The sequence below is a fragment of the Leifsonia sp. McL0607 genome, from assembly GCF_049993355.1.
Classification (GTDB): Bacteria; Actinomycetota; Actinomycetes; order Actinomycetales; family Microbacteriaceae; genus Leifsonia.
This window is the reverse complement of record NZ_CP188253.1, coordinates 2,971,124-2,994,624: the sequence shown is the minus strand read 5'-3', so window position 1 is coordinate 2,994,624 and position 23,501 is coordinate 2,971,124. Positions and strand designations below refer to the sequence as shown.

Here is a 23,501-nt window from a genome sequence, read left to right as displayed (position 1 = left end):
TTCTACGCCGAGGCGCCTGAGCGGCGGCCGGGCGCTCGCTCGGCCAGGCCTGCCCGCGAGGCCTGCGCGTAGGCGCCGGGCAACGCCCCGAGCAGCGCGTCCACATCGGCGTCGGTGGAGGTGCGCCCGAGCGTGAACCGCAGCGCGCCGCGGGCCTCCTGCTCGCTCCGCCCCATCGCGAGCAGCACGTGCGACGGCTCCGGGATGCCCGCCTGACACGCCGACCCGGTCGAGACCGAGACACCCGCGAGGTCGAGCAGGAACAGCAACGAGTCGCCCTGGGCGCCGGGGAAGACGAAGTGCGCGTTGGAGGCCACGCGCTCGTCGGCGGCGGGCCCGGTCGTGGGCTCCGGACCGCTCAGCACCGCCTCTGGAACCGCCTCCCGCACCCCGCGGATCAGCCGGTCGCGCAGAGCAGTGAGCCTGCGGACCTCCTCGACCCGCTCGGCCTCCGCGGCGAGCGCGGCCGCGGCGAACGCGACAGCAGCCGCGACGTCCTGCGTGCCGCTGCGCACCTGTCGCTGCTGGCCTCCCCCGTGGATGAGCGGCACGACGGCCGAGGCGCGGCCCAGCACCAGCGCGCCGATGCCGACCGGGCCGCCGATCTTGTGCGCCGACACGCTGAGGGCGTCCACCCCCAGAGCGGCGAAGTCGATCGGGAGGTGCCCATAGGCGGCGACGGCGTCGACGTGGACGGGGACGCCCTCCGCTCGGGCCGGCGCCGCGAGCTCGCCGACCGGCTGGATCGTCCCGACCTCGTTGTTGACCTGCAAGAACGTCAGCAGGGCGACGTCGTCCGGCACGACGAGAGCAGTCTCGACGGCATCCACACGGATTCGGCCCTCCGGGTCCAGCGGCAGCCACTCGGGCTGCGCACCCTCGGCGCGCTGCAGCCACTCGACCGCGTCGACGGTGGCGTGGTGCTCGCCTCCGGGCACCAGGATGCGCGAACGAGCACGGTCGCCGTTGCGTGCCCAGAACATCCCTTTGACGGCAAGGTTGATCGCCTCCGTGCCTCCGGAGGTGAACACGACCTCGATCGGGTCGCAGCCCAGAGTGGAGGCCACGGCCTCACGCGCCTCCTCCAGCATCCGCCTGGCCTGCTGACCCTGGCTGTGGATGCTCGACGGGTTGCCGACGAGCCCCAGAGCGTCGGTGAAGGCGGCGATCGCCTCAGGGCGCAGGGGCGTGGTGGCGGCGTGGTCGAGGTAGACGGGCACCGGGGCCTCCTCAGGGTGCGGCACGGTGTGTCACTACTCTAGAACGCATGACTTCCGTCGACCCTCTGCGCAACCTGGGCGTCCGCATCGGTCCGCACGGCGGGGAGTTGCGGGTCTACTCCGAGCACGCCGACGCGATGGAGTTCTGCCTGTTCGATCCCAAGGATCCGGACTGGCGCACCAAGACCGTCGAGATGCACCGGGATGCAGGCAACGTCTGGCTGGGTCGCTCGCGCAGCCTCCACGTCGGCAGCCTCTACGCCATCCGCGCGTCCGGTCCGGTGTCGCCGCAGAACATGTTCAATCCGGAGAGCCTCCTGCTCGACCCCTACGCGCGCGGCCTCACGCGCGTCGGCCCGGAGGAGTGGCGCTCGACCGTGGTCTCCGACGGCTTCGACTGGGGAGATTCGCGCAAACCCGGCATCCCTCTCGACCACACGGTCGTCTACGAGGCGCACGTGCGCGGCATCAGCCACCAGAACCCGGAGGTGCCGGAAGAGTTGCGCGGCACCTACGCCGGCCTCGCGCACGAGTCCACCATCGCCTACCTCCAGAACCTCGGCATCACCGCGGTCGAGCTCCTCCCCGTGCACGCGTTCACCACCGAGCAGCGGCTCATCCGGGAGGGCCTGACCAACTACTGGGGCTACAACACCCTGAACTTCTTCAGCCCCCACGCCCCGTACGCCACGCGCGCAGCGCAGGCGGAAGGGCCGGAGGCGGTGCTGCGCGAGTTCAAGGGCATGGTCAAGCTGCTGCACGAAGCGGGGATCGAGGTGATTCTCGACGTGGTCTTCAACCACACCTCCGAGGAGGGCATCGGGGGCCCACGCACGAGCCTGCGCGGCATCGACAACGCCACGTACTACCGCCAGGAGGCCGATGGCGTCTACATCGACGTGACCGGGTGCGGCAACACCGTCGACTTCGGCCACCCCGTTCCGCAGCGGCTCGTGCTCGACTCGCTGCGGTACTGGGCGCAGGAGGCGCAGATCGACGGTTTCCGGTTCGACCTCGCCGTCACGCTCGGCCGCGGGGAGGGCCTCGCCTACCACCGCGACCACCCTCTCCTCACCGCCATGCTCGACGACCCCGAGCTCGCCGGTGTGAAACTCATCGCCGAGCCGTGGGACCTCGGGATGGGCGGCTGGCAGACCGGGAACTTCCTCGACGGCTGGTCGGAGTGGAACGACCGTTACCGCGACCGCGTACGCAACTTCTGGCTGGCCGACATCGCAGAGGCCCGCCGCAACGGCCAAGCTCCGATCGGGATCGGCGGCTTCGCCACGCGCCTGGCAGGGTCGTCCAACACGTTCTCGCCCGAGCGCGGCCCGTTGGCCTCCATCAACTTCGTCACCGCCCACGACGGCTTCACGATGGCCGACCTGACGGCCTACAACGTCAAGCACAATCTCGGCAACGGCGAGGACAACCGCGACGGCACCGACAACAACCGCTCGTTCAACCACGGTGCGGAGGGTCCGACGCACGATGAGCGCGTCCTCCTCGACAGGCACAAGGCCATGCGCAACCTGATGGGAACGCTGCTGCTGTCCGCCGGGGTTCCCCAGATCACGGCGGGCGATGAGTTCGGCCGCAGCCAGCGCGGCAACAACAACGCCTACTGCCAGGACAGCGAGCTCACGTGGATGTCGTGGCTGCGCACCCGCGAGCAGCGCGAGATGCTCGACACCACCCGGCGTCTCCTCGAACTGCGACGCGAGAACCCCGCGCTTCGCCCCAGCAGATACGCCGTGTTCGGTCAGACGACGCCGAACGCCAGCCACATGGACTGGTACGACGCGACGGGCGCGCTCATGGACGACGAGGACTGGAACTCCCCGGAGAACCGCACCCTGCAGTACCTCGCGGCCTCCACTCCCGACAAGGAGGAGTTCAACCGCGTCCTGCTCATCGTGCACGGCGTGGAGGACGACGTGGAGGTATCCCTCCCGGTCGCCGCCGGCGTCACCTCGTACCAGATGCTGTGGGACAGCGCCACGGAGGTTCCGATCGCCGAAGACGGCGTCGAGCTCGAACCGGGCAGCATCCGCCTGGTCGGCGGCACGTCGATGCAGCTGTACCGGGCCAACGGGCCCCGGGTGGACGCACCGGCGGGAGCCTCCGTAGAGGCCGCCGCCTGATGGCGAAGCGACCCGCGGGCACCGGGACCCCGGCCTCCACCGCGCTCACTGTCGCGGGTATCCCGTTCACCCTGCACCCGTACGAGCACGACCCGTCCGCGCCCTCCTACGGCCTGGAGGCCGCGGAGGCGCTCGGCGTCGAACCGGAGCGCGTGTTCAAGACCCTGCTGGCCGCCACCGAGCTGAGCATCGTCGTCGGCGTCGTCCCGGTGACAGGGATGCTCGACCTCAAGGCGCTCGCCGCCGCCGTCGGAGCCAAGCGCGCCACGATGGCCGACCCGGCCGTGGCCGAGCGGCGCACGGGCTACGTGGTCGGCGGAATCTCGCCCATCGGGCAGAAGACCCACCACGTCACGGTCGTCGACGAGACCGCGCAGCTCTTCGAGACCGTCTTCGTCTCGGGAGGCCGCCGCGGCCTCGACCTCGAGCTCACCCCCGCCGACCTCCTGACCGCCACCGGCGCTGCCTACGCCCCTCTCGCGAAATAGCCGACGAACTGGCAGGACACGCCGTCGCGCCTGACGCGGAGACGGCGTGTCCTGCCAACTGGTTGATCGATCGACCGTCAGGCCGCGACGACCAGGCCGAGCTCGGCAGGCGAGAGCAGGAGGTCGTTGACGGGGATGATGCGGACCGTGTACCCGAACGATCCAGCCCAGGCGAGCGTCACGCCGCCGGAGAACTCAAGCGCGGCCGACGGATCGGCTCCCCGGATCGTGTGCTCGAGCTCCAAGCGCTCGTAGTGCACGCTGGTGAGGTCTTCCCCGTCGTAGCTGCGACCGTAGACGAGCTGCACCTCGACGTCCTCCGGGCGGAGCCCGTTCAGATGCACGAGCGCGCGCACGCGCAACTGGTCGCCGACCTGGGGCACGACGTCGAGGCCGCCGGCGTCGATGTGGGCCACGTTCACGCCGGGCCACGCGGAACGCACGCGGTCCTTCCATGCCGCGAAGTCGCGCGCGTCGCGGTAGTCGTCGGCGCTCAGCCGCTTCTCGTTGGCTGCGGCGGGCATGTAGAGCCGCTCGACGTACTCGCCCACCATCCGCTCTGCGCTCAGCGGGGCGGACAGCGTCGCGAGGGTGTGCCGGATCTGCGCGACCCAGGCACGGGGCACGTCATCGCTGTCGCGGTCGTAGAAGCGCGGGGCGATCTGGTGCTCGATCAAGTCGTACATCGCCTCCGCCTCCAGCGCGTCGCGCTCGGCGCCGTCGCCTGCGGCGTCGGCCGAGGGGATGGCCCAGCCGTTCTCGCCGTCGTAGAACTCGTTCCACCAGCCGTCGAGGATCGACAGGTTGAGCCCGCCGTTCAGCGCGGCCTTCATGCCGGAGGTGCCGCAGGCCTCCAGGGGCCGCAGGGGGTTGTTCAGCCAGACGTCGGTGCCCGGGTACAGCCGCTGGGCCATTCCGATGTCGTAGTCGGGCAGGAACACCATCCGCTGGCGGATCTCCGGCTCGCTCGCGAACTGCACGAGCTTCTGGATGAGGCGCTTGCCCTCGTCGTCCGCGGGGTGCGACTTGCCCGCGATCACGAACTGCACGGGTCGCTCGGCGTGCAGGAGGATGTTCCGCAGCCGCTGCGGGTCGTGCAGCATGAGCGTGAGCCGCTTGTAGGTCGGCACACGCCGCGCGAAACCGATCGTCAGCACATCATGGTCGAGGAGGTCGCTCATCCAGACCGGTGCGAGGCCACCGGGGTTCTGCGCCTCCCACGCCGCAGCGAGCCGGCGACGCGCGTCGCGGACGAGCTGCTCGCGCATGCGCGTGCGCACGCGCCACAGGTCGAGGTCGCTGACGGCGCCGGAGTTCGCCCAGTCGGCGTGCGTGGTGTCGTCCGTGCCGAGGCGTTCGGCGGCCAGCGCACGCAGCATCGGGTCCGTCCAGGTCGGTGCGTGGACGCCGTTGGTGACCGAGTCGATCGGCACCTCCGTGTTGTCGAACCTGGGGAACAGCCCGCCGAACATCTGCCGGCTGACCTCCCCGTGCAGTCGGGAGACGCCGTTCGCGTGCTGGCCCAGCCGCAGCCCCATGACCGCCATGTTGAACACGGCGTCTGAGCCGCCCGGGTAGTCCTCCGCGCCGAGCGCGAGCACCTGCTCCACCTCGACGCCCGGCAGCAGCGACGTGGAGAAGTAGCGCTCCACCAGGGGGCGGTCGAACCGGTCGATGCCGGCAGGGACGGGCGTGTGGGTGGTGAAGACTGTTCCGGCCCGAACCACCTGCAGGGCCTCGTCGAACGTGAGCCCCTCGCCGATCAGGTCGGAGATGCGCTCCAGACCGAGGAAGCCGGCGTGGCCTTCGTTGGTGTGGAACACCTCTGCAGCGGGCGCGCCGGTGAGCTCGGCCCAGGCCTTGACGGCGCGCACACCGCCGATGCCGAGCAGCAGCTCCTGCAGCAGGCGGTGCTCGCCGCCCCCGCCGTACAGCCGGTCGGTGACCGAGCGCAGGCTCTCGCCGTTCTCGGGGATGTCGGTGTCGAGCAGCAGCAGCCGCACGCGACCGACCGCCGCCTGCCACACCCGGGCGTGCAGCTCCCCGGCGGGAAGCGCGAGCGTGATCTGCACGGGCGAGCCGTCGGGTTCGCGCAGCACGCGCAGCGGGAGGCCGTCCGGGTCGAGCGCCGGGTAGCTCTCCAGCTGCCAGCCGTCGGGCGTGATCGCCTGCGAGAAGTAGCCGGAGCGATAGAAGAGCCCGACGCCGACCAGCGGCACGCCCAGATCGCTCGCGGCCTTCAGATGGTCACCGGCGAGGATGCCGAGACCGCCCGAGTACTGCGGAAGGGTCGCCGCGATCCCGAACTCGGGAGAGAAATAGGCGATAAAGGCCGGCGCCGAGTCGCCGAGCGACTGGTACCAGCGTGGATCGTGGATGTAGGCGCGCAACTCATCCCTGACGTGGTTCGCCCAGTCGACGTAACCGGGGTCCGCCGCCAGCTCGGCGAGCCGCGATGGATCCACTGAGCCCAGCAGGGCGATGGGGTCGTGCCCGACCTCCTGCCACAGCTCCGGCGAGATGCGGGCGAACAGCTCCTTGGTCGGCTCGTGCCACGACCAGCGGAGGTTGCCGGCGATCTCCTCCAGCGCGGACAGTGTGCCGGGGAGGACGGCGCGGACAGTGAATCTACGGATGGCCTTCACTCGCACGAGCATAAAGGAGCCTCGAGACGGCACGGTCGATCAGGCTCCTGGCGAGTGGACGAATGAGTGTACGGTCGGCATGTGGGAAAGAGCGCAGCGACCAGACCTTCAGCCGCCGCAGCACCAGAGGCGCCGGCACCCGTCGAGACGGCAGCCACCGAGACGGCATCCACCGAGTACGAGCCACTGCTCCCTCGCATTCCCATCCTCGATCTGTCCCCGCAGGTCGACGAAGGCCATTGGGCGGCGTCGGCGTTCAGCGGGGAGGTCGTGCCCTTCCGGGCCACGGCGTTCCGGGAGGGCCACGATCGCATCGGCGTGGATCTGCTCCTGCTCAACCCCTCCGGCACGCAGACCGAGCACCACATGCGTGCGATCGCGCCGGGCACAGATCGGTGGGAGGTCGAGGTCCAGCTGGAGCAGGAGGGCCTCTGGCGGTACCGCGTGCAGGCCTATGCCGACGAGTACGCGACCTGGAGGCACAACGCCGAGGTCAAAGTGCCGGCGGCCATCGATGTCGAGCTCATGCTGACGATCGCGCACGACCTCCTCGCGAAGGCAGCGAGCGACAAGCGCCGCAGCACCGCCGAGCGCAGGCACCTCTCCGAGGCGGCCCGCGTGGTGGCGGACGCCGAACGCGGCGACGACGAGCGCTTCCAGGCGGCGGTCGACGACCGTATCAAGCGCATCCTCACCGAGCGTCCCGTAGTCGCCCTCCCCTCGCTGTCGGCGACGCGCGCGGTGCTGGTCGAGCGCACGCGCGCCGGCGTCGGCAGCTGGTACGAGTTCTTCCCGCGGTCGGAGGGCGCCAAGCGCCTCCCGGACGGCGCCTGGCAGTCCGGCACTTTCCGCACCGCGGCCAAGCGCCTCCCGGAGGTCGCGGCGATGGGCTTCGACGTCGTGTACCTGCCGCCGATCCACCCCATCGGGCGAACGTTCCGCAAGGGTCCGAACAACACGCTGGAGGCCGGCGAGAACGACCCGGGATCGCCCTGGGCGATCGGCGGCCCCGACGGCGGCCACGACGCCATCCACCCCGATCTCGGCACCGAGAAGGACTTCGTCTTCTTCCTCGGCAAGGCCAAGCAGGCCGGGCTCGAGATCGCCCTCGATCTCGCCCTGCAGGCCTCCCCCGACCACCCGTGGGTCACACAGCACCAGGAATGGTTCACCACCCTCCCCGACGGCACCATCGCCTACGCCGAGAACCCGCCGAAGAAGTACCAGGACATCTACCCGATCAATTTCGACAACGACTACGACGGGCTGCGCACCGAGGTCCTGCGGATCGTGCGTTACTGGATGTCGCTCGGCGTGCGGATCTTCCGCGTCGACAACCCGCACACCAAGCCGCTGCACTTCTGGGAGTGGCTCATCCACACGGTGAACGAGACTGACCCCGACGTGGTGTTCCTCGCCGAGGCGTTCACGCGGCCTGCGTTGCTGCACACTCTCGCCAAGGCCGGCTTCCAGCAGTCGTACACCTACTTCACCTGGCGGAACACGAAGGAGGAGCTCGAAGAGTTCCTCACCGGTCTGGCCGAGGACACCCCGGACTTCCTGTGGCCCAACCTGTTCGTGAACACGCCCGACATCCTCACCGAGTACCTGCAGTTCGGCGGTCCGGCGGCCTTCAAGATCCGCGCGGCGATCGCGGCGACGGGAGCGCCGACCTGGGGCGTGTACTCCGGATTCGAACTCTACGAGAACGTCGCTCGCCCCGGCGCCGAGGAGTACATCGACAACGAGAAGTACGAATACCGCCCCCGCGACTACGCACGCGCCGCCGCGCTGGGCCGCTCGCTCGCGCCTTACCTCACGATGCTCAACCGCGCGCGCAGCGAGCACCCCGCACTGCGCCAGCTGCGCAACCTGCACGTGCACGGGAGCGAGGACGACGCCGTGCTCGTGTACTCCAAGTTCCTCGCCGGCGAGTTCACGCGAAGCGGCAAGCCCGACGCCGTACTCGTCATCGCGAACGTCGACCCGCACTCGGTGCGCGAGACGATGGTGCACCTCGACGTCACCGCGTTCGGCATCGAACCGGGGGCGCAGTTCGAGGTGCGCGACCTGGTCACCGGCCAACGCTGGACCTGGGGCGCCGACAACTACGTGCGCCTCGACGCCTTCACCGAACCGGTGCACATCCTGACCGTCAAACCCTTGGAGGCCGCACGATGACCCCGATCCCCGAAGGCGCCGCCGCTGTCGACCTGCCCGCCCTCGACGACGGGCTCCTGCAGGCCGTCGCCACCGGCAGCTACCACGACCCGCACGCCGTACTCGGCCAGCACCAGGTCGCCGCGAGCGGCGTGGCCGATCCGATCACCGTGATCCGTGTGCTGCGGCCGCTCGCCGAGGCGGTCTTCGCGATCCTGCCGACGGGTGCGCACCTCGAGCTCGCCCACCTCGCGCACGGGATCTGGCAGGGCGTCGACATCGTCGGTCCCGGCGCCTACGAGATCGAGGCCCGCTACTCCGGAGGGGCCACCTGGACCACCGACGACCCCTACCGCTTCGTGCCGACCATCGGCGAGCTCGACCTCCACCTGATCCGCGAGGGCAGGCACGAGCAGCTCTGGACGGCCCTCGGCGCCCACGTGCGCGACCTGGGCGGCGTCGTCGGCACCGCGTTCACCGTCTGGGCGCCGCACGCGCGCTCCGTGCGCGTGGTGGGCGACTTCAACGGCTGGGACGGCACCCTGCACGCGATGCGCAACATGGGGGCCTCCGGCGTCTGGGAGCTGTTCGTCCCCGGTCTCAGCGAAGGCTCCATCTACAAGTTCGACCTGCTCGCGGCGAACGGCGGGTGGGTGCGCAAGGTCGACCCGATGGCCCAGGCCGCCGAGACCCCGCCCAACACGGCCTCCGTCGTCACGGCGAGCCGCCACGAGTGGCAGGACGGCGAGTGGATGCGCCGCCGCGCCGCCTCCGACCCGCACGCCGGTCCGATGAGCGTCTACGAGCTCCACTTCGGCAGCTGGCGCCCCGGCCTCGGCTATCGGGAGGCCGCCGACCAGCTCATCGACTACGTCGGCGCGCTCGGGTACACGCACGTGGAGTTCCTCCCGCTCGCCGAGCACCCGTTCGGCGGCTCCTGGGGCTACCAGGTGACCGGCTACTACGCGCCGACCAGCCGCTTCGGCTCCCCCGACGACCTCAAGTACCTCATCGACCGGCTGCACCAGGCCGGTATCGGCGTCATCCTCGACTGGGTGCCGGGACATTTCCCGAAGGACGACTGGGCGCTCGCCCGGTTCGACGGCCAGGCGCTGTACGAGCACCCCGATCCCCGTCGCGGCGAGCACAAAGACTGGGGCACTTACATCTTCGACTACGGCAATTCGCAGGTGCGCAACTTCCTCGTCGCCAACGCCCTGTACTGGCTGGAGGAGTTCCACATCGACGGACTCCGCGTCGACGCCGTGGCCTCCATGCTCTACCTCGACTACTCGCGCGACGACGGCGAGTGGGAGCCCAACGTCCACGGCGGCCGCGAGAACCTGGAGGCCATCGGCTTCCTGCAGGAGGTCACCGCGACCTCCTACAAGCGCAACCCCGGCACCGTGATGATCGCGGAGGAGTCGACCAGCTACGCCGGTGTCACCGCGCCCACCACCTCCGGCGGTCTGGGCTTCGGACTCAAGTGGAACATGGGTTGGATGCACGACGCGCTCCAGTACATCCAGGAGAACCCGATGTGGCGCAGCTACCACCACAGCGAGGTCACGTTCTCGTTCGTGTACGCGTGGAGCGAGAACTTCCTGCTGCCGATCAGCCACGACGAGGTGGTGCACGGCAAGGGCTCCCTCATCGGCAAGATGCCGGGCGACCACTGGCAGCAGCTGGCGAACGTGCGCGCGTTCCTGTCGTTCATGTGGGCGCACCCGGGCAAACAGCTGCTCTTCATGGGCCAGGAGTTCGGGCAGTACTCCGAGTGGAGCGAGGAGCGCGGCCTCGACTGGTGGATGCTCGACCAGCCGAGTCACCGCGGGCTGTGGAACCTCGTCGCGCAGCTCAACGCCGTCTACCGGTCGAACCCGCAGCTCTGGGCCCTCGACAACGACCCGGCCGGCTTCGAGTGGCTCGACGGGTCGGACGCAGCGGGCAATGTGCTGGCCTTCCTGCGCAAGGACCGCGACGGCTCGCCGATCGCGGTGCTGCTCAACTTCTCGGGCAACCCGCACGAGGGCTACCGCGTCGGCCTGCCGTTGGCGGGCGAGTGGGAGGAGCTGCTCAACACCGACGCCGGCGACTTCGGCGGGTCGGGAGTGGGCAACTTCGGCGGCGTGACGGCGCACGACGAACCGTGGATGGGTCGGCCGGCCTCCGCCGTGCTGACGCTGCCTCCGCTCGGCGCGCTGTACCTCCGGCCGCGGCGGTGAAGGTGAGTCCCTCCGTCGGTCGCGAGGGGTGAGTCAGACGGCCGCTTCGTTCAGCCACGCCGCGTAGCCGAGTCCGTCGACCGCGTGCTCTGGCGCGAGGTTCCGTCCGGAGCGCCACGCCGAGCCCAGCGGGCCGCCGAGTCGCACCGGGAGGATCGGGCGGCGCGTGCCGCTGGCCTGCTTCCACTGCCGGGCGAGGGAACGGGCGGACTCGACGTGCGGGCCGCCGACGATGCGGATCGAGTCCGGGTCGCCCGCTCCCTCGACCGCGTCGACGAGCACGCGTGCCACGTCGGACACCGCGATGGGCTGGAACCGGGTCGCGGCTGGTAGCGCCAGAACCCCGAACCGACGGCCGCGCTCGAAGATCGCGGTCACGAAATCGTGGAACTGGGTCGAACGCACGATCCGGGTCTCCAGCGGGGAGTCCAGGTAGGTGCGCTCCTGGACCAGCTTCGCCCGGTAGTAGGGGTAGCGTGCACCGTCGATGCCTGCGACCGAGAGGAGCACTGCCTGGCCGACCCCGAATCGCGCTGCCGTGTGCAGCACGTTGCGAGAACCGTGTGCGAAGACGTGCGATGCGCGGCGTCCGGTCGCGTTGCTCGCGTCGACCAGCACGTCGACGCCGTCGACCGCCTCCTCCAGCCCGTCGCCGGACACGATGTCGACGGTCACGTAGTCGGCGCCGACGACGTAGCTCTCGGAGTCGTCATCCGGGATGCGCCTGGCCGCGACCACGAGCTGATGGCCGCGCTCCACGGCCTCAGCAGCGATGGCGCGACCGGCCAGACCGGTGCCGCCGACAACGAGCACACGAGACATGCGCGAGCCTTCCGGGCGAGAGGGGTGTCAGCCGCCCGCGAGCGCGTCGGTTTCTCCGGAAAGCAGAGGCCCCGCGTCAGTAGAGCAGCGAGGCCAGCCTAGCCCTCGCCTTGCCGACGCGCGGGTCGTCCACACCGACGATCTCGAAATACTCCAGGATGCGCGCCCGCACCGCCTCTTTGCCTGCCGCGTCGAGAGTCGGGAACAATGTCAGCAGCCGGTCGAACGCGTCGTCGACATGCCCTCCGGACAGGTCGAGGTCGGCCACCGCGAGCTGGGCGTCCCTGTCGGAGGGGTCGGCAGCCGCGGCGCCACGGATCTCGTCGAGGGTGCGCCCGGCGAGGCGGTCGAGGAGGCTTACCTGCGCGAGCCCCGCGATCGCCATCGTGTCGCGCGGATCCTGCGCGATCGCGGTCTTGTAGGCGGCGATGGCCGCCGGGTAGTCGCCGCGGTCGATCGCTTCGTACGCCTCCGCGTGCAGCGGTGGCAGCGGTTCGGGCTCCGGCTCTGCGGCCTCGCCCTCCGGCGTCTCTTCTGCCGCCGCGTCGACCTTCGCGGTTCCCGTGACGCCGTTCTGCGCGGCCAACTCGAGCAGCTGGTCTACGACGTCACGCACTTGGTCCTCCGGAAGCGCGCCGGCGAACAGCTGAACGGGACGGCCCGCGACGATGCCCGCGACCGCAGGGACGGACTGCGCCTGGAACGCCTGCGCGAGCTGCGGGTTGGCGTCGACGTCGACCTGCACCAGCACGATCCGCCCCGCGAGGTCGGAGGTGACGCGGTCGAGGACGGCCGCCAACTTCCGGTCGGGGTCGGCCCAGGAGGCCGACAGCGCGACGACCACCGGCACGCGCATCGACAGGTCGATGAAGTCGTTGAAGTTCGCATCCGTGCCCTGGAAGAACAGGCTGGGGAGCTCGATCGCCTCCCCTGCCTCCGCTTCGCCCGCAGCGCCCTCGTCGGCGGCCCCCTGGGGCCGATTGACGAGGCTGCTCAGGTCGACAGCGCCGCGGAAGTTGGTCGGGGTGGGCGGGATCTGGCTCATGCGGTTCTCCTGAAGCTGGCGGTTCGTGGACTACGCGTCCGAACGAGTTAACAGGATACGGCGCTGCGGGTCACTGCACCTCGCGAGCAGACACGAGCCCCTGCGAGAAGCCCAGCAGACGCACCTTCTCCGACGAACCCGCCGGAGGAACGTAGAACGCGAGCTGGTAGCCGTACACCGACTCGATTCCGGTGTTGGACTGGGCGATGCCGCTCAGCGCGGCCGTCGTCGCGCCCGCGATCACCTGCGCGCCGGCCTCCTGGACCTTGTGCAGCTGCACCTCCTCGGGGTTCACCCACACGATGGCTCCCGAGTCGTTGGTCGCCATCGAGATCACCGGTCCGGTGCCGGGCCGGCTCGTGAAGGTCAGCGACGAGGTGTTGCCGAATTGCTGGGCCAGGCGCGCCTGCTCCTGCTGCTTCCACGACGCGCCGACCTGCGCGACGAGCTTGTCGTCGGTCAGGTCGAAGCTCGACAGCCATTTGCTCTGGTCGCCGTTCAGGAGGATGTCGCCGTACGCAGCGGCGATCTCGTTCGGCTGGATTTTGAGCAGCTTGGAGTCCGGCGGCACGACCGCCGCACCGATGCTGGCGGGCGCGAGGTTAGGCACCTTGACGTTCGGCTCGAGCGCGATCGCGTACTCCACCATGTAGTTGTCGCGCGGCGTCTGCTGGACGAGCGCGAGCGCGAGAGGTGCCTGCGCCTTGCCAGCCGCGTCGTTCGGCATCTTCAGCACGGCGGTGACCGTGCGCGGCCAGCTGTCGGTGGCCTGCGGCAGCGACAGCTCCGGGGGGTCGGCAGGGATCGCGGGCAGCGCGGGCTGGTCGGCCTTCTTGGCACGGATGGCGTAGTTGGCGTCGCGCAGCTGGAGGGCCGGGCCGGTGAAACGGAGCTTGGCGAGCGCCGGATCGCCCTTGGAGTCGGCATCGGCCGCCGCCACCGAGATGCGCTTGACGATGCGCGCGAGCTGCGCGACGGTCACCGCGGGCGGAGGCTGGTTGTCGCCCTTCGGGGCGGTCGTCGTCGTGGGCGTCGGCGTGCCGGTCGGACCGTCGGCGAGGGCCGCACCCGCTCCGACACCCGTTAGCGCAAGGACGCCGGCGAGCACCGCCGGCACCATGACACGCGTGCGGCGGCTGGCACGACGACCGCGCGGGGTCGCTTCGATGGAGGTCGTCGGCTTGTACTTCGGGGCTTTGGGGAGTTGGGGCATCTTGGGTCCGCTCGTGCGTCGGGGGCCGCGGGACTTGCGGTGGGTGTACAGGCCCCACAGGTACAGGGCGATACCGATCACCAGGAGCACGAGGCCGCCGATGATGAGCGGGAACGCCCACGGCGTGCTGGTGTCGACCGGCCAGGTCAGCAGGATCTTGTTCGGCGCCGGCTTGGTCCCGTCGCTGGCGATGATGACGCTCACGCCGGTCGGTACGTTCATCTTGATGGTCTGAGCGTCCTGGCCGTCGTACTCCGCCAGCCAGAGATCGGAGCCAGCCGGATCGGGACCGGGAGCAGTCGCCGCCGAACCGGAGCCGGCCGGAGGTGCAGCGGTCGGCTCCGCCGTGGGAGCCGGGGTGGAGCCGTCCGAGGAGCCGGTGTCCGCGGCCTTCGGCGTCACCGTCTTCACGGCGAGCTCGCCGGTTCCCGCGCGGTAGCTGACGGCAGCGTACTTCTGGTCGCCGAGCCACGCCTTCACATCCGCGGTGCGACCGTACGCGACCATCTGCGTTGTGGCGTCGGTGGCCCCCGCGATCGACAACGTCTGCTGTCCGGGATGGGCGTTGAGCACCACGCTGTCGATCACGATGTAGCGTGCGTCGCCGCCGACGGTGGCCGAGACCGCGAGCTGCGAGGGAGGTGCGAAGATCGTGCGCTGGGCGATGCCGGCCACGATCATGACGGCAGCGACCACGAACGCCACGATGGCCAGTACGAAACGCAAACAAAACTCCTCATGTGCCGGGAGGGGGCGGGCACAGTCACACAACGATAGTCGAGCACCCTGAGAGGCATCTAACCGTTGTCTGCGTGCTCACGCAGTCCCCCATGCGGGTACGCGCCTCGAAATGTAAGATCGATGCGGCGCGCGTGCGGCTCGCTCACCCGGAATCCCCATCAGGAGTAACACAGTGGCCACCGACGAATCGAACTTCACCCAGGTCTTCCGCGGCTACGACAAGGACGAGGTGGACAAGGCTGTCCAGGACCTCCGGCGTGAGCTGATCAAGTCCAACACCCAGTCCGCCGACCAGACCAAAGAGATCAAACGTCTCCAGGTGCGGATCGACGAGCTCAACGCCGAAATCGAAGAGGTCGGCAGCCCCACCTACTCCGGGCTCGGCACGAAGCTTGAGAATACCCTCCGGGTCGCCGAGGAGCAGTCCACCCGGCTGATCGCCCAGGCCGACATCGACGCGGAGAAGCTGCGCTCCGGCGTCACCGCCGAGGTGGAGAAGATCAAGAAGACCGCGGCGCAGCAGGCCGAGCGCGTGCTGGCGGATGCTCAGGCGCGTGCCACGACCGCGCTCGAGGACGCTCAGATCGAGTCGGCCGAACTGCTCGCCCGCACCCGCGCCGACAAGGAGACGCTCCTCACCGACGCGATGCGCGAGGCCGCCGCGATCCGAGGTGCCGTGGCCACCGAGGCCGCCGAGCTGCGCGCGACGAGCAAGCGCGAGGCCGCCGCGGTGCGCGCGGAGGCCGATCGCGAGGCCGCGGAGCTCAAGGTCGTGGCGCTGCGCGAGGCGGAGGCGGCACGGGCCGAGACCGCGGAGCTGGACCGCACCATCGCCGCCCGCCGCAGCGAGCTCGAGAACGCCCTCGCCGCCGACCGGGCCGCGTTCGAGCGCGAGTCCGCCCAGACCCGACTGGAGCTCGACCGGAAGGTCGGCGAGACCGCGGACCGACTGGCGGCGGAGCAGACCAGCGCACGCGACGCCCTCGCCGCCGAGATGGCGCAGGCGCGAGCGGAGCTCGCCGACGAGGTGGAGCGGCAGCGGGCCGCCCTCGCCGCCGAGGCCGCGCAGACACGGGCCGACCTCCACCACGAGGACGCCACGGTGCGACAGGCCCTGGCCGACGACGTCGAGCAGACCACGGCCTCCCTCGCCGCCGAAGTCGAGCAGACCAAGAGCGCGCTGGCGACGGAAGTCGAGCAGACCAAGGCACGCCTGGCCGACGAGGTGACGTCGACGAAGTCGGCGCTGGCCGACGAGGTCGCGCGCACCACGTCCGCCCTCGCCGACGAGGTGACACGCACCAAGTCCGCCCTCGCCGACGAGGTCACCACGACCAGGTCGCAGCTGGAGGCCGACGTGACGGCCGCGCGCTCGCAGCTGGAGACCGATGTCACGACGACGCGCTCCGCCCTGGCTGACGACGTGGAGCGCACCAGGAAGGAACTCGCCGACGAGGTCCTCCAGACCCGCACGACGCTCGAGCGCGAGTCGACTGAGACCCGCGCGGCGCTCGAGGCCGACCGCATCTCGACCGCTGCCACGCTCGCCGCCGACCGCGAGCGCACCGCCGCCGAGCTCGCGACCCAGGTCGAGACCACCCGCGCCCAACTCGCCGCAGACCGCGAGCGCACAGCCGCCGAGCTCGCCGATACGGTCGAGAGTACGCGTGCCGATCTCGCGGCGGAGGTCGAGAGCACCCAGGCCGCCCTCGCGGCGGACGTCAAGCGGACCCAGGCTTCGCTCGCGAAGACGGTCGAGAAGACCCGCAGCGATCTCGAAGCGGAGGTCGAGGCCACCAAGGCCGCGCTCGCCGCCGAGGTCGAGACCACCCAGGCGGCGCTCGCCGCCGAGGTCGAGACCACCCGCTCCGAGCTCGCCGCCGAGGCCGACGCGCAGCGCAAGGAGCTCGACACCGAGGCCAAGCGCGTCCGCGTCCAGCTTGCGGCCGAGGTCGGCGCCGCGCGCACCGAGCTGGCCGAAGAGCTTGCGACCGAGCGCAGCGCCCTCGCCGCGGAGGTCGCCACCACGCGCGCCCAGCTGGCCGCCGACGTCGACCAGACCGCTGCGCGCCTCGCCGCCGAGAAGGAGCAGACCCTGTCCGCCCTCGAGACCGAGGTCGTCACCACCAAGATGGCGCTGGCGGCGGAGGTCGAGCAGACCAAGTCGGCTCTCGCCGCGGAGGTCGAGCAGACCAAGTCGGCTCTCGAGACCGAGGTCACGACCACGAAGTCCGCCCTCGCCGCGGAGGTCGAGCAGACCACGTCCGCTCTCGAGACCGAGGTCACGACCACGAAGTCCGCCCTCGCCGCGGAGGTCGAGCAGACCACGTCCGCCCTCGCCGCCGAAGCGGAGGAGACCCGTTCGCGTCTCGCCGACGACCGGGAGCAGACACGCAGCACGCTCGCCGCCCAGGTGAAGCGCACGACGGCCGAGCTCGCCGACCAGCGGGCGACCACTGAGCAGGAGCTGAAGAACGACCGCGAGCAGCAGCGCCTCGCACTCGAGCGCGAGGCGGAGCAGACCCGCGTCACCCTTGCCGAGGAGACCGAGCGCGCCCGGGTTGCGCTCGACGCCGAGACGGCGAAGGCCCGTTCCGAGATCGCCCGCGAGGCCGCGGAGGCGCGCACGGCGCTCGACGCCGAGCTGGCCGAGCAGCAGGCCACCTTCGACCAGGAGGACGCCACGGCGCGTGCGGCCCTCGATGCCGAGCTCACGGCCCTGCGCACCGCGACGATGGCCGAGCTCGACAAGCGGACGCGCGAGATCGAGCAGGCGAGAATCGACCTCGACGTCGAACTGCGCGCGCGGCGCGACGAGGCCGAGAAGGAGTACCTCGGCCGTCACCAGGAGGCCGTGGCCCAGACCCAGAAGTACCTCGACGAGGCCAACATGCAGCTCGCGGACGCGGTCAAGCGCACCGCTCAGGCTCGCACCGAGGCCGAGACGTTCGACACCGAAGCCCGCGAGACGGTGAAGGCCGCTCGCAAGGAGGCCGAGAAGGTCGCCGCCGGCATCGTCCGAGACGCCCAGGAGCGCGCGGACGCCCTCATCGACGAGGCAGAGGAGCGCACGCAACGCCTGGTCGCCGACGCCGAGGCGCGCCTGTCCCAGATTAGGATTGAGCGCGAGGCCGTGGCCGGGTACTTCGAGAACCTGCGGGGTATGCTCCAGCAGGCCGACAACGCGTCAGCCGACGACTGACCTCCGGCCGGCCGGAGGCGCCGGCTGCGGAGGGGAACTCAGTGAAGATCCAGAACGCGTTCCGCGCGGGGCTGATAGGCACGCTCGGGGTGGGCCTCGGCCTCCTCATCCTCACGTCGATCACCAGCCTTGCCACGATCATCACGTACATCGGCGCCGCACTCTTTCTGGCGCTCGGCATCGAGCCGTCGATCTCGTTTCTGGAGCGGCGGAAGTTCCCTCGTTGGCTGGCGCTCGTGCTGACGCTGGTCGTCATCCTCGGCTTGTTCGTAGCCCTGATCTGGGCGATCGTCCCCGTCGCTGTGGGCCAGGCCTCCCAGCTGGTCAGCAACACCGTCAACTGGGTCAACAACGGCGACGCAGAGAAGTGGTTCCTCAGCCTCCAGCACCAGTTCCCGACGATCGTCAACCAGCAGAACATCGACGCCGTCACCCAGTGGCTGCAGAAGAACCTCCCGGACATCACCTCGAAGGTGCTGCAGACGGGCATCGGGATCGTGCAGGGCGCCTTCGGCGTGATCGTCGTCGTCATCCTCACGATCTACTTCACTGCCTCGCTGCCCAACATCAAACGCGCCGCCTATCAGCTCGTGCCGGCCTCCCGCCGGTCGCGCTTCGCCGACCTCGGCGACCAGATCACGGACTCCGTCGGCAAGTACGTGATGGGCCAGGTGTCCCTGGCGCTGGTGAACGGCGTGCTCAGCGCGATCTTCCTGACGATCATCGGAGCGCGGTTCCCCATCCTGCTCGCCTCGATCGCGTTCTTCTTCTCGCTCATTCCGCTGGTCGGAACGATCACGGGCTCGGTGATCATCGTCGCCGTCTGCTTCCTCTCCGGAACGCCGACCGCGATCGCCGCCGCCATCTACTACATCGTCTACATGCAGGTAGAGGCATACGTGCTCAGCCCGCGCATCATGAACCGCGCCGTGTCCGTCCCCGGCGCACTCGTCGTAGTCGCCGCACTCGCCGGCGGCACGCTGCTCGGCATCCTCGGGGCCCTCGTCGCCATTCCGTTCGCTGCGGCGATCCTGCTCATCATCAAGCAGGTGGTCATCCCCCGCCAGAACGAGCTCTGACCCCGCGCAGTCGCTCAGGCCGACGGCTGCATCGGCGGCCATTGTGTCGGCAGCGGCAGCGCGGCGGCCGGATTCAACCGCTCGACAATCTCGTCGAGCACCCGACGGGTCTGGTTCTCGCCCACCCAGAGATGCTTGCCGCCCTCCACATCGACCAGCTCGATCTGCGGCAGCGGCCGGAAGCGCTCCGCGGCCTCCGCGGGCTGGAGGTAGTCGTCGTGCTCGGGGATGAGCGCGACGATCGGGCGTTCGTCGCCCGCCCAGGCGGCGAGGTGCTCCGGCTTGGCGCGGTGCAGCGGAGGCGAAAGCAGGATGATGCCGTCGACCGGGCACTCCCTGCCGTACATCAGCGCGAGCTCGGTGCCGAACGACCAGCCGAGCAGCCAGGGGTGCGGGAGGCCGCGCTCGGCGACGAAGGCCATCGCCGCCTCCACGTCGTAACGCTCGTCGATGCCGTGGTCGAACTCGCCCTGGCTGCGTCCGCGCGGGGACGCGGTGCCGCGCGTGTTGAAGCGCAGCACCGCGATGTCGGCCAACGCCGGCAGTCGCCCAGCGGCCTTGCGCAGAATGTGGGAATCCATGAAGCCGCCGCCGGTCGGCAACGGATGCAGCGTGACCAGAGTCGCGACCGGCTCGTGATCCAGCGGGCTCGCGAGTTCGCCGACGAGCGTGAGACCGTCCCGGGTGCGCAACTCGATGTCCTCGCGTCGCGCGGGCAGCTCGATGCCGCCGTGGATCTCCGTCGGTGCGTCCGTCACTTCGGTGGTCTCCTTCGTCCGCTCACGCCATCTTCCAGCACGTCGTGTGCCAGTGCCGCCGGGCGGCGAGGTCCGCCGAGTCGCCGAGCACACCGTCGGCACGCCACGTGACCAGGTGAGCGACTCCGGAAGCGATCTCGCGGCCGCAGCCCGGGCACACGTAGCTCTTCTGCGCCTGGAGAGCGGACACGGGCTGCACGTTCCATTCGACGCCGCGACGCACCTCCACGCGCTTCCAGCCCGCGAGCAGACGGTCGAAGCCGTCCTGCTCCTCCTCACTCTGCTCGCCATGACGGCGGCGGGGGCGGTTGCTGCGGGGCACTCCCCCAGTCTATGCAGGACGCGGGTGTCGCCTCTCGTCCCACGCGCAGTAGCATCGCCGCATGGGCGACGACGCTCGCAACACCGACGCCATCGCGGCGCAGCTGCTCGCCCCCGAGCACTGGAGCCTCCTCGCGTCGCGCAGCACCACCCAAAACGAGGTCCTCACGCGGATCAGCATGCTGCTGACGCTCATGTCCGCCGCGCTGGTCAGCATCGCGCTCGTCGGGCAGGCCACGAAGTTCACGGGTATCTTCCCCGCGTTCGCGGATGCTCTGCTCGGCCTCGTGGTGATCGTCGGCATCCTCACGCAGATCCGCGTCACGAACGTGTCGATGGAGGACCTCATGTATGTGCTGGCGATGAACCGCCTGCGCGCGCAGTATGAACCGTCCCAGGTTTGGTGCCGTTTCCTTTCGAGTTGAAAGGATGGCGTCATGCCGAAGAAGATCGATCCCGAGGTTCGCGAGCGAGCTGTGAGGCTGGTGCTTGAGCATCGGGCGGAGTACCCGTCGACGGCGAAGGCGATTGCCGCCGTCGCCCGCCAGGAGTGTGTTGGGTCGGAGTCCCTGCGCCGGTGGGTGCTTCAAGCCGAGATCGACGCGGGCCGCCGTGACGGTCAGACCAGCGAGGAACATGCTGAGATCCGCCGGTTGAAGGCGGAGAACAAGCGGCTGCGTGAGGACGTCGCGATCCTGAAAGCAGCGGCAACTTTCTTCGCGGGGGAACTCGACCCCCGCAACCGCTGATGATGGTCTTCATCGACCAGATGAGGGCCGAGGGGCATGCGGTCGAGTCGATCATCCGCGTCCTGCGGGAGCAGGGCGTGCAGATCGCCGCGCGCACCTACCGGGCTTGGCGGCGGGGCCGCGTCTCGGCCCGGACGATCACCGACGCGATGGTCGAAGGCGCGGTCCGTGATGCTGCCTGGCGCATCGAGGTGCTGCCCGATGGGACCACGCGGCGCTGGATGTCACCGGAGGGGCTGTATGGGCGGAAGAAGATGACCGCGCTGATCCGACGCACCGCGATCAGCGATGCGTCCCGCGGTGCGGTGGACCGGGCGATGCGGGTCCTCGGGCTGTCGGGCATCACCCGCGCGAAGGCGATCCGCACCACGATCCAGGCCAAGGATGGGGTCCGTGCCGGGGATCTGCTGAACCGGGACTTCACCGCGCCGCGGCCGGATCACACCTGGGTTACCGACTTCACCTACGTGCGCACCTGGGCGGGCTGGGTGTACGTCGCGTTCATCCTCGACGTGTTCTCGCAACGCATCGTGGCCTGGCACGCGCAGACCAGCAAGCACGTGGATCTCGTGATGATCCCGCTGCGGATGGCGTTGTGGGAACGCGACCGCCAGGGACGCCCGGTCACGCCCGACCAGCTGATCCATCACAGCGATGCGGGGTCCCAGTACACATCGATTGTGCTGACCGATCACCTCGCGCTCGAGCAGATCGCGCCCTCGATCGGGACGGTCGGCGACGCCTACGATAACGCGCTGATGGAGACGATCAACGGACTCTACAAAGCCGAGTGCGTGCGCACCACGATCTTCCACGACAGCCCGCACAAGACGATCGCGGACGTCGAGTTCGCGACCGCCGGCTGGGTCGACTGGTACAACCACCGCAGGCTCCACGGTAGCCTCGGAATGGTCAGCCCCGACGAGTTCGAGGCTGCCTACTACGCGGCACTCAGACCAGAGCCGCTCCCCACATAGAAGCGGCGGAGAACCTGGGACGGTTCAGTACGTGCGATTGGCGCCGGAGGTCGCCTAGGGCTTGTACTCCTCCCCGAACGACGATCGGGAGGGCGTGAGCCGCACGTACTACTTCCTGGGTCGCCGCAACCAGAGCCAGGTCATGGGCAGCAGCATGATGTTCACGTTCGTGGTGAACGGCGCTCTGTTCGGGCTGTTCCTCGGCGTCGTGCTCGCGACGAACGGCGTCGAGCTCTCCGCATCGTGGATCGCCGGCCTCGTGTGCGCGATCGGCTACATCGCCGTGTCGATCTGGCTGGGAGCCCGGATCTACTTCCGGTTCTGGCGCGACTACACGCCGCAGAATCCCGGCACGACCCCGGACGGGACCGACTGACGCCGACTCAGTACCAGCCGGCCGACTGGGAGTGGCCCCAGGCGCCGCACGGGTTGGTGTAACGGCCTGCGATGTAGCCGAGACCCCAGGAGATCTGCACGGAGGCGTCCGTCTGCCATCCCGGCCCCATCTTGCTGCCCGGAAGAGCCTGCGGGATACCGTAGGCGCCACTAGGGTTGGAGGCGTTCACGCGCCAGCCGGATTCCTTGTTCCACAGCGCGACCAGGCAGCTGTACTGGTCGTCGCCCCAGCCGCGCGCCTGCACCATCTGGTACGCGATCGCCTTAGCGGTTCCCGGGTCGGGAACCGGCGCCGACGGGGCGCTGGAGCTGCTGCCGCTGCTCGATGACGACTTGGTCGCGGTGGGAGTGGGCGTCGGGGTTGGGGTGGGTTTCGGTTTCACGCCGAGCGCGTCGCGCGTGACCGTCGTCGCGGAGGCGTCGGGAGCCGTCAGGCTCTGGACCGGCGCGTCGCCGTAGCGGGACGTCTGGTCGATGTTCTGAAGGGCGTCGGCGTACGCCGGAGTGGCCGCACTGCCCGAGTACGGGTCGACCACGTTGACCAGCGCGAATCCGACTGCGGCAGTGAAGGCGAACCCCCAGATCGCCGCTCGCGACCGGATGTGAGGGCGCCGCGAACGCCGGAATGCGACTCCGACCGGGTTGGCAGGGGTCAGCGGAGCGATTTCGGCTGCTTCTCGTCTACCCACGATCACAGAACCATAACGGACAATTCACGAGTTACCAAAGAGAGACACCCTTACTCAGGTAATGGCCAGGCTCAGCGGACCGCGAGCATCACGTCCGTGACGCTGTCCAGGAGGAGGTCGACTTGCGCCTCACGATACCCCCCACGCTGTTCGCGGAACGTCACCGTGCGCACCTCCTCGACGCTCATCGGCCGGCCGTCTTGGAAGTACTTCACCAGCCGGCCGGCGAAACGGTCGACGTCCTGACGGTTGTAGCCGAGGGTCAGGAAGCTGACCTTCTCGAACCGGTGGCCGACGGGCCGTTCCAGGCGGTCCAGAATCACCTGCGCCGTCGTACGCGCCTGCTCGAACCAGGCCGCGTCGCTAGCGCCACCGTGTGCGGCCTCGCGCTCGCGAGCGGCGAAGGCGTCTTCCAGTCGCTCCAGCGCGGCATCCACGTGCGAGGTCGAGTAGCCGCCTTTGGCCATCGAGAACGCGGTGTGGCGGATGTCTGCAGCTGTCAGGGAGGTGCTCGACGAGGGGTCGGCGTCGTAGGCGAGGCGGGCGCTCACGAGGAAGTCGTCGACCTGGTCGACGTCGTATCCGAGCTTCGACTTGGGGCTCCGGGGAAAGGTGCTCACGAGGTCA

General features: G+C 69.6%; 18 protein-coding genes. 9 read left to right on the top strand and 9 right to left on the bottom strand.

Annotation, left to right across the window (positions count from 1 at the left end; genetic code table 11):
* Nucleotides 1-2: 2 nt before the first annotated feature.
* Nucleotides 3-1,220 carry a cysteine desulfurase family protein gene (locus ACPPVW_RS14465; RefSeq protein ID WP_426623794.1) on the bottom strand — a complete coding sequence of 406 codons (1,218 nt, stop codon included), beginning with the start codon at nucleotides 1,218-1,220 and terminating at the stop codon, nucleotides 3-5.
* A gap of 47 nt (nucleotides 1,221-1,267) precedes the next feature.
* Between ACPPVW_RS14465 and glgX the strand changes: the two genes are divergently transcribed.
* Entirely contained in the window at nucleotides 1,268-3,364 is a 2,097-nt protein-coding gene (glgX, locus tag ACPPVW_RS14460; protein WP_426623793.1) for a glycogen debranching protein GlgX, read from the top strand.
* Nucleotides 3,364-3,852, top strand: coding sequence for a Cys-tRNA(Pro) deacylase (gene ybaK, locus ACPPVW_RS14455; RefSeq protein ID WP_426623792.1), 489 nt, complete (start codon nucleotides 3,364-3,366; stop codon nucleotides 3,850-3,852). Before glgX ends, ybaK begins: the two co-directional genes overlap by 1 nt.
* 77 nt (nucleotides 3,853-3,929) lie before the next feature.
* Here the strand turns inward: ybaK and glgP are convergent, their stop codons facing one another.
* Nucleotides 3,930-6,497 (bottom strand): alpha-glucan family phosphorylase, encoded by a 2,568-nt coding sequence (glgP, locus tag ACPPVW_RS14450; RefSeq protein WP_426626310.1) that lies wholly within the window; start codon nucleotides 6,495-6,497, stop codon nucleotides 3,930-3,932.
* A gap of 81 nt (nucleotides 6,498-6,578) precedes the next feature.
* On the opposite strand from glgP, the gene ACPPVW_RS14445 reads away from it, so the two are divergent.
* On the top strand, nucleotides 6,579-8,678 hold the full coding sequence (locus ACPPVW_RS14445) for an alpha-1,4-glucan--maltose-1-phosphate maltosyltransferase (RefSeq protein WP_426623791.1): 2,100 nt from the start codon (nucleotides 6,579-6,581) through the stop codon (nucleotides 8,676-8,678).
* Nucleotides 8,675-10,882: a 1,4-alpha-glucan branching protein GlgB gene (glgB, locus tag ACPPVW_RS14440; protein WP_426623790.1), complete on the top strand. Its 2,208-nt coding sequence runs from the start codon at nucleotides 8,675-8,677 to the stop codon at nucleotides 10,880-10,882. The genes ACPPVW_RS14445 and glgB overlap by 4 nt, the downstream gene beginning before the upstream one ends.
* 33 nt (nucleotides 10,883-10,915) lie before the next feature.
* On the opposite strand, the gene ACPPVW_RS14435 is transcribed toward glgB, so the two are convergent.
* The 3 genes from ACPPVW_RS14435 to ACPPVW_RS14425 all read right to left on the bottom strand — a co-directional run bounded on the left by ACPPVW_RS14435 (nucleotide 10,916) and on the right by ACPPVW_RS14425 (nucleotide 14,688).
* Nucleotides 10,916-11,704 (bottom strand): SDR family oxidoreductase, encoded by a 789-nt coding sequence (locus ACPPVW_RS14435; RefSeq protein WP_426623789.1) that lies wholly within the window; start codon nucleotides 11,702-11,704, stop codon nucleotides 10,916-10,918.
* A 76-nt stretch (nucleotides 11,705-11,780) separates the two neighbouring features.
* Complete coding sequence (locus ACPPVW_RS14430; protein WP_426623788.1) at nucleotides 11,781-12,749, bottom strand: tetratricopeptide repeat protein; 969 nt, start codon at nucleotides 12,747-12,749, stop codon at nucleotides 11,781-11,783.
* A gap of 70 nt (nucleotides 12,750-12,819) precedes the next feature.
* On the bottom strand, nucleotides 12,820-14,688 hold the full coding sequence (locus ACPPVW_RS14425) for a hypothetical protein (protein ID WP_426623787.1): 1,869 nt from the start codon (nucleotides 14,686-14,688) through the stop codon (nucleotides 12,820-12,822).
* Between the two features lie 187 nt (nucleotides 14,689-14,875).
* Between ACPPVW_RS14425 and ACPPVW_RS14420 the strand changes: the two genes are divergently transcribed.
* On the top strand, nucleotides 14,876-17,905 hold the full coding sequence (locus ACPPVW_RS14420; RefSeq protein WP_426623786.1) for a hypothetical protein: 3,030 nt from the start codon (nucleotides 14,876-14,878) through the stop codon (nucleotides 17,903-17,905).
* A gap of 41 nt (nucleotides 17,906-17,946) precedes the next feature.
* On the top strand, nucleotides 17,947-18,984 hold the full coding sequence (locus ACPPVW_RS14415; RefSeq protein ID WP_426623785.1) for an AI-2E family transporter: 1,038 nt from the start codon (nucleotides 17,947-17,949) through the stop codon (nucleotides 18,982-18,984).
* A gap of 14 nt (nucleotides 18,985-18,998) precedes the next feature.
* Here ACPPVW_RS14415 and ACPPVW_RS14410 read toward each other — a convergent pair whose 3' ends face one another.
* Nucleotides 18,999-19,742 (bottom strand): alpha/beta hydrolase, encoded by a 744-nt coding sequence (locus ACPPVW_RS14410; RefSeq protein ID WP_426623784.1) that lies wholly within the window; start codon nucleotides 19,740-19,742, stop codon nucleotides 18,999-19,001.
* A gap of 22 nt (nucleotides 19,743-19,764) precedes the next feature.
* Nucleotides 19,765-20,064 carry a hypothetical protein gene (locus tag ACPPVW_RS14405; protein ID WP_426623783.1) on the bottom strand — a complete coding sequence of 100 codons (300 nt, stop codon included), beginning with the start codon at nucleotides 20,062-20,064 and terminating at the stop codon, nucleotides 19,765-19,767.
* Between the two features lie 61 nt (nucleotides 20,065-20,125).
* On the opposite strand from ACPPVW_RS14405, the gene ACPPVW_RS14400 reads away from it, so the two are divergent.
* The 3 genes from ACPPVW_RS14400 (at nucleotide 20,126) to ACPPVW_RS14390 (ending at nucleotide 22,165) form a co-directional block, all read left to right on the top strand.
* Nucleotides 20,126-20,488, top strand: coding sequence for a hypothetical protein (locus ACPPVW_RS14400; RefSeq protein ID WP_426623782.1), 363 nt, complete (start codon nucleotides 20,126-20,128; stop codon nucleotides 20,486-20,488).
* Between the two features lie 12 nt (nucleotides 20,489-20,500).
* Nucleotides 20,501-21,789, top strand: a protein-coding gene (locus ACPPVW_RS14395; protein WP_426623757.1) for an IS3 family transposase whose coding sequence is annotated in 2 segments (ribosomal slippage) — nucleotides 20,501-20,774 and nucleotides 20,774-21,789 — 1,290 coding nt in all. Because the reading frame shifts where the segments join, the coding sequence is not laid out codon by codon here.
* A 94-nt stretch (nucleotides 21,790-21,883) separates the two neighbouring features.
* A complete protein-coding gene (locus ACPPVW_RS14390; protein ID WP_426623781.1) occupies nucleotides 21,884-22,165 on the top strand; it encodes a hypothetical protein in 282 nt (93 codons plus the stop codon).
* Between the two features lie 7 nt (nucleotides 22,166-22,172).
* Here the strand turns inward: ACPPVW_RS14390 and ACPPVW_RS14385 are convergent, their stop codons facing one another.
* A complete protein-coding gene (locus tag ACPPVW_RS14385; protein WP_426623780.1) occupies nucleotides 22,173-22,874 on the bottom strand; it encodes a lytic transglycosylase domain-containing protein in 702 nt (233 codons plus the stop codon).
* Between the two features lie 71 nt (nucleotides 22,875-22,945).
* Complete coding sequence (locus ACPPVW_RS14380; RefSeq protein ID WP_426623779.1) at nucleotides 22,946-23,494, bottom strand: DivIVA domain-containing protein; 549 nt, start codon at nucleotides 23,492-23,494, stop codon at nucleotides 22,946-22,948.
* Nucleotides 23,495-23,501: the final 7 nt, after the last annotated feature.